General features: G+C 64.8%; 12 protein-coding genes. 6 read left to right on the forward strand and 6 right to left on the reverse strand.

Annotated elements, in window-relative coordinates:
• Positions 1-10: 10 nt before the first annotated feature.
• Positions 11-940 (reverse strand): LysR family transcriptional regulator, encoded by a 930-nt coding sequence (locus tag UNPF46_RS29175; protein ID WP_142252295.1) that lies wholly within the window; start codon positions 938-940, stop codon positions 11-13.
• Positions 941-1,058: 118 nt separating this feature from the next.
• Between UNPF46_RS29175 and styA the strand changes: the two genes are divergently transcribed.
• Both styA and styB read left to right on the forward strand, forming a co-directional pair.
• Positions 1,059-2,309, forward strand: a complete 1,251-nt coding sequence (gene styA, locus UNPF46_RS29180) for a styrene monooxygenase subunit StyA (RefSeq protein ID WP_142252296.1) — start codon at positions 1,059-1,061, stop codon at positions 2,307-2,309.
• Between the two features lie 6 nt (positions 2,310-2,315).
• Positions 2,316-2,819 (forward strand): styrene monooxygenase NADH-dependent flavin reductase subunit StyB, encoded by a 504-nt coding sequence (gene styB / locus UNPF46_RS29185; RefSeq protein ID WP_246668754.1) that lies wholly within the window; start codon positions 2,316-2,318, stop codon positions 2,817-2,819.
• A 16-nt stretch (positions 2,820-2,835) separates the two neighbouring features.
• Here styB and UNPF46_RS29190 read toward each other — a convergent pair whose 3' ends face one another.
• Complete coding sequence (locus UNPF46_RS29190) at positions 2,836-3,300, reverse strand: hypothetical protein (RefSeq protein WP_142252297.1); 465 nt, start codon at positions 3,298-3,300, stop codon at positions 2,836-2,838.
• A gap of 715 nt (positions 3,301-4,015) precedes the next feature.
• Here UNPF46_RS29190 and UNPF46_RS29200 point away from each other — a divergent pair.
• Positions 4,016-5,206: an HWE histidine kinase domain-containing protein gene (locus tag UNPF46_RS29200; RefSeq protein WP_100174980.1), complete on the forward strand. Its 1,191-nt coding sequence runs from the start codon at positions 4,016-4,018 to the stop codon at positions 5,204-5,206.
• Positions 5,207-5,311: 105 nt separating this feature from the next.
• Here the strand turns inward: UNPF46_RS29200 and UNPF46_RS29205 are convergent, their stop codons facing one another.
• The 3 genes from UNPF46_RS29205 to UNPF46_RS29215 form a co-directional block, all read right to left on the reverse strand.
• Entirely contained in the window at positions 5,312-5,617 is a 306-nt protein-coding gene (locus UNPF46_RS29205; protein ID WP_100174981.1) for a hypothetical protein, read from the reverse strand.
• A 209-nt stretch (positions 5,618-5,826) separates the two neighbouring features.
• Positions 5,827-6,510 carry a class I SAM-dependent methyltransferase gene (locus UNPF46_RS29210; RefSeq protein ID WP_142252299.1) on the reverse strand — a complete coding sequence of 228 codons (684 nt, stop codon included), beginning with the start codon at positions 6,508-6,510 and terminating at the stop codon, positions 5,827-5,829.
• A 26-nt stretch (positions 6,511-6,536) separates the two neighbouring features.
• Positions 6,537-6,995 carry an Rrf2 family transcriptional regulator gene (locus UNPF46_RS29215; RefSeq protein ID WP_142252300.1) on the reverse strand — a complete coding sequence of 153 codons (459 nt, stop codon included), beginning with the start codon at positions 6,993-6,995 and terminating at the stop codon, positions 6,537-6,539.
• Between the two features lie 107 nt (positions 6,996-7,102).
• Here UNPF46_RS29215 and UNPF46_RS29220 point away from each other — a divergent pair, with 107 nt between their 5' ends.
• Positions 7,103-7,297, forward strand: coding sequence for a hypothetical protein (locus UNPF46_RS29220; RefSeq protein ID WP_142252301.1), 195 nt, complete (start codon positions 7,103-7,105; stop codon positions 7,295-7,297).
• 337 nt (positions 7,298-7,634) lie between these two features.
• On the opposite strand, the gene UNPF46_RS29225 is transcribed toward UNPF46_RS29220, so the two are convergent.
• Positions 7,635-9,656, reverse strand: coding sequence for a YgiQ family radical SAM protein (locus UNPF46_RS29225; RefSeq protein WP_142252302.1), 2,022 nt, complete (start codon positions 9,654-9,656; stop codon positions 7,635-7,637).
• A gap of 192 nt (positions 9,657-9,848) precedes the next feature.
• Here UNPF46_RS29225 and UNPF46_RS29230 point away from each other — a divergent pair, with 192 nt between their 5' ends.
• Both UNPF46_RS29230 and UNPF46_RS29235 read left to right on the forward strand, forming a co-directional pair.
• Positions 9,849-10,172: a hypothetical protein gene (locus UNPF46_RS29230; protein ID WP_142252303.1), complete on the forward strand. Its 324-nt coding sequence runs from the start codon at positions 9,849-9,851 to the stop codon at positions 10,170-10,172.
• Positions 10,117-11,097: a DMT family transporter gene (locus UNPF46_RS29235; RefSeq protein WP_181770170.1), complete on the forward strand. Its 981-nt coding sequence runs from the start codon at positions 10,117-10,119 to the stop codon at positions 11,095-11,097. The genes UNPF46_RS29230 and UNPF46_RS29235 overlap by 56 nt, the downstream gene beginning before the upstream one ends.
• Positions 11,098-11,175 lie beyond the last annotated feature (78 nt).

Raw genomic sequence — 11,175 nt, forward strand, 5'->3', positions numbered from 1 at the left:
GGAAGCGGCGTCAACCGCCTGAGCCCGGGGGCGAGCCATGCAGGGAGGCCGGAGAAAACCGATCGGCACGTGCGACCAGCAGATCCAGGAAGCTGCGCGCACGCAGCGACATCCATTGCGTCTCCGGATAGACCGCATGCAGCGGCAATGCGGCGATGCTGTAATCCGGCAGCACATGCTCGAGCTCGCCGCTGCGAAGGCCGTCCGCGGCGTTCCATTCCGGCAGGATGGCGATACCGAGATGATGCATCGTGGCCTCCTGCATCGCGTCGGCATCGTCCACGTGGATGGGTCCGTTGATCGACGCGACGTGACGGCCATGCTCGGACTCGAAGGCCCATTGCTGCGCCGGCGACATCCTGGAATAGACGATGCACTGGTGCGCGCCGAGATCGTCCGGCGTGCGCGGCAGCGGGCGGCCGTGCAGATAAGTCGGCGTCGCCACCAGATAGCGCTGCACGGTGCCGAGCCGGCGGGCGACCAGCGTGCTCGCTTCCAGGTGACCGATCCGCAGCGCCAGCTCGATGCCTTCTTCCACCAGATTGACGAAGCGCTCGCTGAAGCGGATGTCGACCCGCACTTCCGGATGGTGCCGCACATAGTCGGCGATCACGGGCATCATGTAGCGCCGCCCGAACGACGACGGCACGCCGATCCGGAGCGTACCGCTCGGACGGGGCGCGGCCTGCTCGACGCTCGATCGCGCCATGTCGAAGCTGTCGAGGATCTGCCGCGCGAGATCGTAGATGCGATGCGCTTCCGCGGTCGGCTTCAGCGTGCGCGTGGTGCGCGAGAACAGCTGGGTGCCGAACTCGCTCTCGAGCATCGCGATGCGCTTGCTGATCGCGGGCTGGCCGATGCCGAGCTCCTTGGCCGCCGCTGAGAAGCTGCCGCCTTCGAGGGTGCGAACGAACGCGCGCAGGCAATCGATCCGATCCATGATTCATTCCTGATCGGAATAGATTATATCCCATTTATTCCGTAGTGCGCAACGGAGCGGGCCGCTAGGCTTCCTCGAAACAAGCCGTCACAGGGCAAGGAAACAGGGAGGAGACCACGTGGCACGCAACGTCGGAATCGTCGGCGCCGGAATCGCCGGGCTGCATCTCGCGCTTTACCTGCAGAAGCATGGCGTGGACGCCACTGTCATCACCGACCGTCCGGGCGAAGACTATCGCAACATCCGGCTGCTCAACACCGTCGCGCATCACCATGTAACGATCGCGCGCGAAGACTATCTCGGCGTCAACCACTGGACCGACCCGAAGGACCATTATTACTACCACGACCATGTCTTCAATTTTCCGCAGCCGCTGAGCTTTCGCGGCGACTTCTCGAAGCCGAGCCGCGCCGTCGACTACCGGATCTATCTGCCGGCCTTGATGCAGGACTTCACCAGCCGCGGCGGCAGGATCGAGTATCGCCGCATCGAGGAGCGCGACATCCGTCCGCTGGTCGCGCGGTTCGACCTGCTGGTGGTCTCGACGGGCAAGGGGCCGCTGGGTCAGCTCTTCACCTACCGTCCCGAGCACACGCCCTATCAGCAGCCGCAACGGCGGCTCTGCGTCGGGCTCTACACTGGCGTGCGGCAGCCCGATCCCATGAACGTCACGTTGTCGGTATCGCCGGGCCATGGCGAGATGATCGTGATCCCGACCATCACCTTCGGCGGCATCGCCAATGCGCTGCTGATGGAGAACGTTCCCGGCGGCGACATGGAGGAGCTGGCGACGCTCAGCTACGACGACAATCCCAAGCATTTCCTCAAGGTGCTCTTGGGCAAGCTGGAGAAGCATCACCCGACCACCTACGACCGCATCGACACCGCGCGCTTCGACCTCGCGCAGCCGCAGGACCTGCTGCAAGGTGGCGTGGTCCCGACCGTGCGCAACACGGTGGTCGCGTTCGACGACGGCAAATGCGCCATCGCGCTCGGCGACGTCCATGCCATCGTCGATCCCATGATGGGGCAGGGCGCCAATGTCGCCTCCTATGCGGCCTTCGTGCTCGGCGAGGAGATCGTCAACGCCGACGCGCTCGACGCGCGCCTGTGCGAAAAGATCGACCTGAAGCGGCAGGATCGCGTGCTGGCGGCTTCGCGCTGGACCAATGTCATGCTGCAGCCGCCGAGCGAAGCGCTGGGCATGCTGATTGGCGCGATGAGCCAGAACCAGGCGCTGGCGAACGAGTTCACCGAGAACTTCAATTACCCTGATCGCCAATGGGATCGCATCTCGACGCCGCAGCGCATCCAGGCCTGGATCGAACGCATGTCGGTGCCGGCAGAGCCGGTCAGGGCAATTGCGTGAGGATCGATGCGCGCCGAGAGTGAGATGCCGCGCGCCAACCCGGCATCGTTCCGCGAAGCCGCCTCGCGCTTTGCGACCGGCGTCGCGGTGCTGACCGCGCTGGACGAGCACGGCCGGGTCTGCGGCATGACCGCGAACAGCTTCGTCACCGTCAGCCTGTCACCGCCGACCGTGCTGGTCGCGGTGATGCCCGGGCGCATGCACCGCGCGATCGCGGCGACCGGACGTTACTGCGTCAACGTCCTGCCGGAGCACGGGCGGGACCTGTCACGGCATTTTGCGAGCCAGCCAAACAGCGGTGCGACGCCGGACTACGACATCGTCGACGGCCTGCCGCGCCTTCAGGAGTGCATCGCCTGGTTCGTCTGCGAGGTCACACGCCATGTCGATGTCAGCGACCACACGCTGATCATCGCCGAAGTCTCAGGCTGCGACCATCGCGACACCACGCCGCTGGTGTTCTTTTCCAGCCGGTATCATCGCGGAGCGGGGGCGCCGGTGGATCGGTGAGGCGTTCGCGGCGCCTTCAGATCTCACAGCCGTTCAGATTCCATGCCTTGAGCAGCCCGCCGAACGCCTTGAGCCGGCAGGACTCGGTCTCGCTGGCGGCCTTTGCGCGCGGAACATTGGCGGTTCGCTTGACGACGAGTGCCTTTGGCTTCGGTTCGTGAGGTTTGGCGATCGCAATCGGCTTGGCCTTGCTTCGCTGACGCACGACCGGCGCCGGCGCGGGCGAAACGACACGGACGTCTTGCGGAGCAGCTGGGCTTTCGACCGAAGCCGGCTGCGTCGGCATCGCGACGCCCACAGCGGCGATTTCGAGGCTATCGGCTTTCGCCAAGGCGTCATGTGGAACAGAAACGTCTGCGCTTTGGTCGGCAAGCGGCGGCGCGATTGCGACGGCGCGACGCGCCGGCGTGTTCAGCTCCATGGCCGACAGCACTCCCACACTCAACAGGATGAGGAGGCCCAACAACGCCATTCTCAGCATAACGCGCCTCTGACCCAAACTAGCGCCACTGACAATTCTCCGCACCAATAAGGCAACTTTGCCGGCGGCTTCCGATCGCCCGAGGCGCGCCAGACGCTCGAAGCGACCCAAACCAAAGAGCCAAGTTGAAATGTTGGAACAACATCTCGTTATGGTTGTTGTCTTGCCGGATCCTCGAACGCGGCGGGATCGACGACGAAACAGTCAGCTGACCAAATGGTAAGATCCTTCTCATCCCTCGCGATATTCATGATCCTCGGTGCGGCGGTGGTCGCTTTGCCGGCTTTTGCTCCAAACGTGCAAGCGGATGAGCTCGTGGCGCTGGCCAAAGGTGACCGGCTCGAAATCCGAGCCGCTCTCCCAGATTGCTCGGCACAGGTCTGGCCAGCCTTTACCACGTCCTGCCTCCGACAAGCCGGCGCCGGAACGGAGATCCAGGTAGCTCGCCTCGTGACTGCCCGGCGTTAGTTCGGTCCTCGTTCAATCCGCTCGCCCGAGAGATCGGCCAACCTACCCCCAGGCTTCTCCTCTCCAAGCCGGTCGGTCGGGATCAGGCCGTCGCGCTCAGGCGGGACAGCCCACACGCGACGAATTGGCTGGCCTTCTCCTCTCGAGAAGCGCAGCAATGGCTGGGGACGTCGGTCAAGTGCAATCGGCTTACGAGCATTCGCGGGTGCCGAGACTCCCTCGGCCCGCCGAGAAAGAGTGAGATCCCATGTCGACAGATCCAATTCAGGTGCCGAACGTCCTTGTCGTGGAGGACGAAATGATCCTGCGGATGCGTGCGGTCGACATCGTCGAGGATGCCGGGTTCTGTCCCATCGAGGCGATCAATGCAGACGAGGCCATCTCCGTTCTGGAATCCCGATCGGACATCTCGCTGCTGCTGACCGACATTCAGATGCCCGGCAGTATCGATGGACTCAAGCTTGCCCATGCGGTGCACGAGCGATGGCCCTCGATCAAGATTATCCTGGTGTCCGGCCAGGTGAAGCCGTCCGAGGCGGAACGGCCGGAGAACAGTAGATTTTTCGGTAAGCCGCTCGGCGTCGAGCAAATGATCACCGAGCTGAAGACCATGGTGGGCGCAGGTGCTTTGCGGATCATTCCGACGGCAGGCGACTGGACGTCAGGTGGCCCGTTTGGCGCCGCGCCGACGGCTGCCTCCAGCTCCCAGTCGGAGCAGGAGGCTTCCTTGTCCGCCGAAAACGACACCCTTCGCTTGCTGCTCGAACAGGCCGAGATAGACGCGCGCGCCCTGATCGTTCAGGCCGGTATCGATGACGAGCAGCGCAGTGCCGCCGAAAAATTGCAGAAGCTCATTCTCGGAGAGCTGCATCATCGCGTCAAGAATACGCTTGCCATGGTGAGTGCGATCGCATCCCAGAGCTTCCGCGGAGCACCAAGTATCGAGCACGGACAGAAGGCAATGGAGGGCAGGCTGCTCGCATTGGGGCGAGCCCATGATCTGCTGATGCAGGTGAGCTGGGCAGATGCCAGCCTGACCCACACGCTGAGCAGTGCGACGGAGCCCTACGACAGCCCGGGAGACCGGCGCTTCCACTTCAATGGACCGGATATCCGGATTACCTCCGTCGCCGTCATCGCGCTTGCGATGACTTTCAACGAATTGTGCACCAACACCACCAAATTCGGCGCGCTCTCCGTCCCGAAGGGCCGCGTCGAGATTTCGTGGGCGATCGACGAGTTGAAGCAGAGGCTTCGCCTTGTCTGGACCGAAAGGGGCGGTCCCCCGGTCGAACCGCCGACACGCCGGAGTTACGGCACCCGGATGATGGGGTCTCTCGGTCAGCAACTGACCGGACAGGTGAGCCTCGCATATGAACGGGGCGGATTCGTTTACGCACTGGAGGTGCCGCTTGGCTCGATCGCCGCAGCGGCGTGAGCGGGATCTCTTCACCCGCCGATCGCCCGAGAGTCCGATAAAAAGAGTCCGACAAAAAAGGCCGCGGTTTGCACCGCGGCCTCTTCAATTCGCTCGCTTCGCTGCTCAGTAGGTGCCGATTCCGACGCTCACGCCGGGAGCGCGGAAGCCGACGCCACCACGTTCCTCATAGCCGCGCCGCTCGATGTAGCGCTCGCGCGGTGCATATCCGTAGGCATCGCGTCCTTCGCGGATGATGACGCGTCGTTCGCTACGCTCGCGCCAGCAACGTCCGTCTTCGTTGCAGACCATGCGAACGTTCTGAACGCTGCTCTCCGGTGCGGACGGCGCGTTCAGGGAAAGCGGGGCTGCCGAAGCAGCAGTCACGAAAAGCGTACCGGCCGCAGCTGCCAAAACTGTGAGAATTCTCATGAATTAACTCCCAAAAGAGGTTTGTGTCGGGGAGCCAATGGACTGGCGGAACGATGGTTCCGCGAGAGCCAAAAGAAACTTCTCCGTTGTCGGTCAACGGCCGGCCGCGCGTCTTCAGCTCTCCTCGGTCAGAAGGTGCAGCATCGTCTGATGCACCGGGTTTATCGGGCATTGCTCGATGCCGTGCATGCCGACGAGCCCGTGCTGCCTCACGCGTAAGCCACCCAGCCGCGGAAGGCGAAGCCGGTGTAGAACAGCGTCGGGTCGGAGAAGCCGGCCTCGCGCAGGATCACCTCGTCCTGCGCTGGCGCCAGGATCTGCAGATGGTTGCTGACCGCATCCCGCGCGGCCGCGGCCTGATCCGGCTCGACGCCGGAGGCGGCCAGGAACGCGGAGTACCGCGCCAGCCACAGCGGACGTTCCTTCTCTCCATCGGGTGCGCTCAGATGCGCGATCACGAACGGTGCGCGCGGTTTGAGCCGGCGGCGGACCTCCGAGGCGATCCGGCGCCGCTCGGCGACATCGACGAAATGGAGCGTCAGGAGGCAGGTGGCGCCGTCGAACGGCCCCTGCGGGGCATCATCGACATAGCCTTGATGAAGGCGTGCACGTGGTGCGAGCTCTCCCAGAGTCTGCCCGGCCAGCGCCAGCATCGCCGCTGAGGGATCGACGCCGTCGAAGCGCCAACCGGGATGCGCCTGTGCAAAGGCCTTGAGCTCCAGGCCGCCGCCGGCGCCGAGGACGAGCACCTGCCCATCGCCGGGCACGCTTTCGGCCAGCAGAATCGCCGCCATGGATTGCATGGCGTCATAGCCCGGCACGAAGCGCCGTGGCCCTTCGGTGTATCGCGCCACGAATTGCGGATCAGAGAATGCGGCTTGAATGTCGGTCATGAGGGTGTCCCCGTGAATGGAGCCGTTCACGCGCGATGCGCGCTGATGTCGTGAATTTTTCGCGACCCGATCCGCTTGCGCAGATCCTCGCTCAGCATCGCCAGTGTCACCTCGCCGAGGCGCGCCAGCAGCAATGCCTCGGCATCGCCAAAGGCCTGACCGAGCGCGGCATTGACGGCCTGCTCGACGAGACAGCCCGGCGCCTCGGTCCGGTTGCCCATTGCCAGCAGCGAGGGACTGCCGAGGGCGGCGTAGATGTCGCGCAGCGTCACCTTCGAAAGATCGCAGGCAAGCGTCCAGCCGCCGCCATGCCCCTTCTCGGAGTGGACGTAACCAAGCTCCCGCAGGCCGGCCATGATGCGCCGGATCACCACGGGGTTGGTGTCCATGGCTTTCGCCAGAGTCTCGGATGTGAACGGCCCGGGCTGCTGCGCCATGTGCAGCAGCACATGCAGCACGCCGGATAATCGGCTGTCTCGCTTCATGTAACTTTATATGTTACATGATTGCGTCGAGGTCAATAGTACTTTGCGACGCTGAACCGAGCGGACTGCAGGCGCGACCTATGCCTTGCAAAAGAAGGCTCTTCCAGATGTCTTGGATAAAGCGATACGTCCTGAGTTGTCTGATCGCGGTGTTCGTTCTTGGTGCCCAAGATGGCTACCAGAATCCCGGCGAGCGTCACTTCGGCTCGACCCTCATCATGGGCGCGGCGTGGCCCGTGACCCTTGCCGTCGTGCTCGGCTACGCGGCCGGAGAGACGGCGCGCCACAGCAAGGAAGGTTGAGGACGCGCGGCACGACGCAATTCTTCCGGCGCGACAGTCCAGCTTGCGTGGTTGCAGCTGGAGCAGCTCGAAAGAGCGAAGCAATCCGCTCCGCCCGCGGTGGGGAGCTCAGGGAAGTCGGAACACGGCTCGGGGCTCGAGCGGGCCGCACCGATCGACGATGCCATCATGCGCGTGTTTTGCCCGACGGAGCAACGCGTCCTCACCCGCTAGATCATCCGTTCCGCACGCGCCTTAAGTCATTGACTTCGCTAACCCCGTCTACTGTGCATGGGGTTGTTTTCGACATTTTTGTTTGGCGGGCCACGTGCGAGGCTGAACCGGCTCGCCGCGCCCGCTACTTCATCACCCGCAGGCCCTTGGTCGTGAACTTCTGCGTCTTGCCGCCAGGCCGCACCGCGCGCCGCGTGCCCGCGGCCTTGCCGGTGCCGGGCGGCTGGTGCGCAGGGACGAGCTGGTGCGGCTGCGAGCCGATCAGGTCGCGGCGGCCCATCTCGATCAAGGCCTCGCGCAGCACCGGCCAGTTGTCGGGGTCGTGATAACGCAAAAACGCCTTGTGCAGGCGGCGCTGGCGCAGGCCCTTGATCGCCTCGACCTTGTCGCTGCCGCCGTGGCGCACGCCGCGCAAGGGATTGACGCCGGTGTGGTACATCGCGGTCGCCGTTGCCATCGGCGAGGGCAGGAAGGTCTGCACCTGGTCGGCGCGATAGCGGTTCTTCTTCAGCCACAGTGCGAGGTTCATCATGTCCTCGTCGGTCGTGCCCGGATGCGCCGCGATGAAATAGGGGATCAGGTAATACTTCTTGCCGGCGCGTTCGGCCGCTTCGTCGAACATGCGCTTGAACTTGTTGTAGGCGCCGATGCCCGGCTTCATCATCTTGTCGAGCGGGCCGCGCTCGGTATGCTCAGGGGCGATCTTCAGGTAGCCGCCGACGTGATGGGTGACGAGCTCCTTGATGTATTCCGGGCTCTCGACCGCGAGGTCGTAGCGCACGCCGGAGGCGACCATCACCTTCTTGATGCCCTTGGTCTCGCGCACCTTGCGATAGAGGCGAATGAGATCGTCATGCGAGGTGTTGAGGTTCGGGCAGATCTCGGGGAAGACGCAGGACGGCCGCCGGCACGCGGCCTCGACCTTCGGGTCCTTGCACGCCATCCGGTACATGTTGGCGGTGGGGCCGCCGATATCGGAGATCACACCGGTGAAGCCCGGCGTCTTGTCGCGGATCTTCTCGATCTCGCGGAGAATAGAACCCTCGGAGCGGTTCTGGATGATGCGGCCTTCGTGCTCGGTGATCGAGCAGAAGGTGCAGCCGCCGAAGCAGCCGCGCATGATCGTCACCGAGAACTTGATCATGTCCCACGCCGGGATCTTCGCCTCGCCGTAGGACGGATGCGGCGCGCGCGCGTAAGGCAGGTCGTAGACCGCGTCCATCTCCTCGGAGGTCAGCGGGATCGGCGGCGGGTTGAGCCAGAGGTCGCGATCGCCGTGACGCTGCACCAGCGGCCGCGCGTTGCCGGGATTGCTCTCCCGATGCAGCACGCGTGAGGCGCGGGCATAGGCTTCCTTGTCCTGCTCGACCTGCTCCAGCGCGGGCAAGCGGATCACGGTTAAGCCCTTCTGGCGCGTCGCGCCCTCGTCGGCGGAATCGAGATCGTCGGCGTGCAGCTCGGAATAGTCTTCAGGCACGCGGCGGAACAGCGCGACGCCGCGGATGTCGTCGAGCGCGCGCGGCGCTTCGCCCGCGGCGAGGCGCTGTGCCACCTCGACCACGGCGCGCTCGGCATTGCCGTAGAGCAAGAGGTCGGCCTTGGCGTCGGCCAGCACCGAGCGGCGCACCTTGTCCGACCAGTAGTCGTAATGCGCGATCCGGCGCAGCGAGGCCTCGATGCCGCCGAGCACGATCGGCACGTCCTTGAACGCCTCGCGGCAGCGCTGCGCATAGACGACGGTGCAGCGGTCCGGCCGCTTGCCGCCTTCGCCACCCGCCGTATAGGCGTCGTCGCTGCGGATGCGCCGGTCCGCAGTGTAGCGGTTCACCATGGAATCCATGTTGCCGCCGGTGACGCCGAAGAACACCTTCGGCTTGCCGAGCGCCTTGAACGGCTTGGCCGAATGCCAGTCGGGCTGGGAGATGATGCCGACCCGAAAGCCCTGCGCCTCCAGCAGCCGGCCGATGATCGCCATGCCGAAGCTCGGATGGTCGACATAGGCATCCCCGGTCACCAGCACGATGTCGCAGGCGTCCCAGCCGAGCGCGTCCATCTCGGCGCGGCTCATCGGGAGGAACGGCGCCGGCTTGCGCGGGCGGGCCTGGGCCATCAAGGGCTTTGCGGCGGTGATGATCTGGGTGTCCATGGCGCGTAGGGATAAGACTCCGGGCTCGCAAATACAACCGGCCGCGATGCCATCTTCGCGATCAGGGTTCCCCGATGGCGCTCAATTCGGCCCCAAGAGGCGCGCGGACGGCCGGCTCCGGCACTGTGACGCCGTCCACATACCGCCCGGGCGCTGTTCGTCATGCTCTCTCCAGTCTTGAAGGAGAGCCCCATGTTTCTGATCGACGCGCTGCTGATCCTGGCGATGTTGTTTTTCCTGTTCCTGCCGATCACCGATCGCAGGACGGTGCGGATGAGGCTCTGCATGCTCTGCGCGCTGCTGGCGGTGTTCTCGGTCTCGCTCACCCGCACGCCCATCGTGCCGGTGTTGCTCGCGAGCGTCTCCGCGCCTCCCGGAATGGCGCGCGTGCCGCATATGCACCTCGGTGAGCCGTCGTCGGGGTTCTCACCGCGGCCGACATCGGATATCCGATTGATCCATGGGCGAGGAAACGGGCAAGGAAACGGGCAAGGAAACGGGCAAGGAAACCCCTGACGGCGGTCATCGCACGGTTGCCGGTGCATCTCCGTCCACGGACGCCTGGCTCGGCGCGATCGCGCTGATCGGCTTCATCCTGGTCGCGACTGCGCAAGCCTCCAACCAGGTTCTGGCGCGCGGACTTGCCGGCTCCGTCCCTCCCTTCGCGCTCGCCTTTTTCCGTTGGAGCATCGTCGCAATCGGGCTCGCGCCGATCGCGCTGAGGGAGATCCGCGATGGCCGCGTGCCGCTCGGCCGAAACGTCTGGCCGATCCTCGCCGCCGGCTTCATGGGCATGTTCCTGTGCGGCGGGCCGGTCTATGCCGCCGGCGTATCGACGACGGCGATCCACATCGCGCTGATCATGGCGCTGTCGCCGATCACCGTGCTGCTGATCTCGGCCCTGCGCGGCATCGAGCATGTCGGCCCGCAGCAATGGCTCGGCACGGCGCTCGCGCTCGGAGGTGCGCTGCTCATCATCTCCGGCGGCCATCCGCAGACGCTGATCGAGCTTCAGACCGTGGCGGGCGACGGCCTCGTCGTGATCGCGATGCTCGGCTGGTCCGGCTATACGCTGCTGCAATCGCGCGCCGCGCCCAAGGCGTCGCTGCTCGCGCGCATCAGCCTGTTCTCGGGTGCCGGCGCGCTGTTCTCGCTGCCACCAGCGGCCATGGAGATGTGGGCGATGCCGGCCCAGGTCTTCAGCACCAAGGCGCTGTCGGCCTATGTCTTTGCCGGCATCGTTCCCGGCCTGCTCGCCTATGCCGGCTTTGCCTGGCTCGGCGGCAGGTTCGGCTCGGTGCGGACCTCGCTCGTGCTCTATCTCGGGCCGATTGCGAGCGCGCTATTGTCTTTCGCGATCCTCGGTGAGCCGCCGAAGCTGATCCATCTTTTCGGCGGTCTGCTGATCCTGGGCGGCGTCTGGGCCAGCCTGCGCCGCTAGAGCGTTTTCGAGCGAAGTGGACACCGGTTCGCGTGAAGAAAACGCGTCAAAACAAGAATCTAGAGCTTCGGTTCTGAT

Origin of the sequence: Bradyrhizobium sp. UNPF46, assembly GCF_006658625.1 — a bacterium.
GTDB lineage: Bacteria > Pseudomonadota > Alphaproteobacteria > Rhizobiales > Xanthobacteraceae > Bradyrhizobium > Bradyrhizobium nitroreducens.

What these genes read in the sequence shown, in the direction of transcription:
- UNPF46_RS29175 (WP_142252295.1), bottom strand. Translation starts at nt 940, where the DNA reads ATGGATCGGATCGATTGCCTGCGCGCGTTCGTTCGCACCCTCGAAGGC.
- styB (WP_246668754.1), top strand. Translation starts at nt 2,316, where the DNA reads ATGCGCGCCGAGAGTGAGATGCCGCGCGCCAACCCGGCATCGTTCCGC.
- UNPF46_RS29190 (WP_142252297.1), bottom strand. Translation starts at nt 3,300, where the DNA reads ATGCTGAGAATGGCGTTGTTGGGCCTCCTCATCCTGTTGAGTGTGGGA.
- UNPF46_RS29200 (WP_100174980.1), top strand. Translation starts at nt 4,016, where the DNA reads ATGTCGACAGATCCAATTCAGGTGCCGAACGTCCTTGTCGTGGAGGAC.
- UNPF46_RS29205 (WP_100174981.1), bottom strand. Translation starts at nt 5,617, where the DNA reads ATGAGAATTCTCACAGTTTTGGCAGCTGCGGCCGGTACGCTTTTCGTG.
- UNPF46_RS29210 (WP_142252299.1), bottom strand. Translation starts at nt 6,510, where the DNA reads ATGACCGACATTCAAGCCGCATTCTCTGATCCGCAATTCGTGGCGCGA.
- UNPF46_RS29215 (WP_142252300.1), bottom strand. Translation starts at nt 6,995, where the DNA reads ATGAAGCGAGACAGCCGATTATCCGGCGTGCTGCATGTGCTGCTGCAC.
- UNPF46_RS29220 (WP_142252301.1), top strand. Translation starts at nt 7,103, where the DNA reads ATGTCTTGGATAAAGCGATACGTCCTGAGTTGTCTGATCGCGGTGTTC.
- UNPF46_RS29225 (WP_142252302.1), bottom strand. Translation starts at nt 9,656, where the DNA reads ATGGACACCCAGATCATCACCGCCGCAAAGCCCTTGATGGCCCAGGCC.
- UNPF46_RS29230 (WP_142252303.1), top strand. Translation starts at nt 9,849, where the DNA reads ATGTTTCTGATCGACGCGCTGCTGATCCTGGCGATGTTGTTTTTCCTG.
- UNPF46_RS29235 (WP_181770170.1), top strand. Translation starts at nt 10,117, where the DNA reads ATGGGCGAGGAAACGGGCAAGGAAACGGGCAAGGAAACGGGCAAGGAA.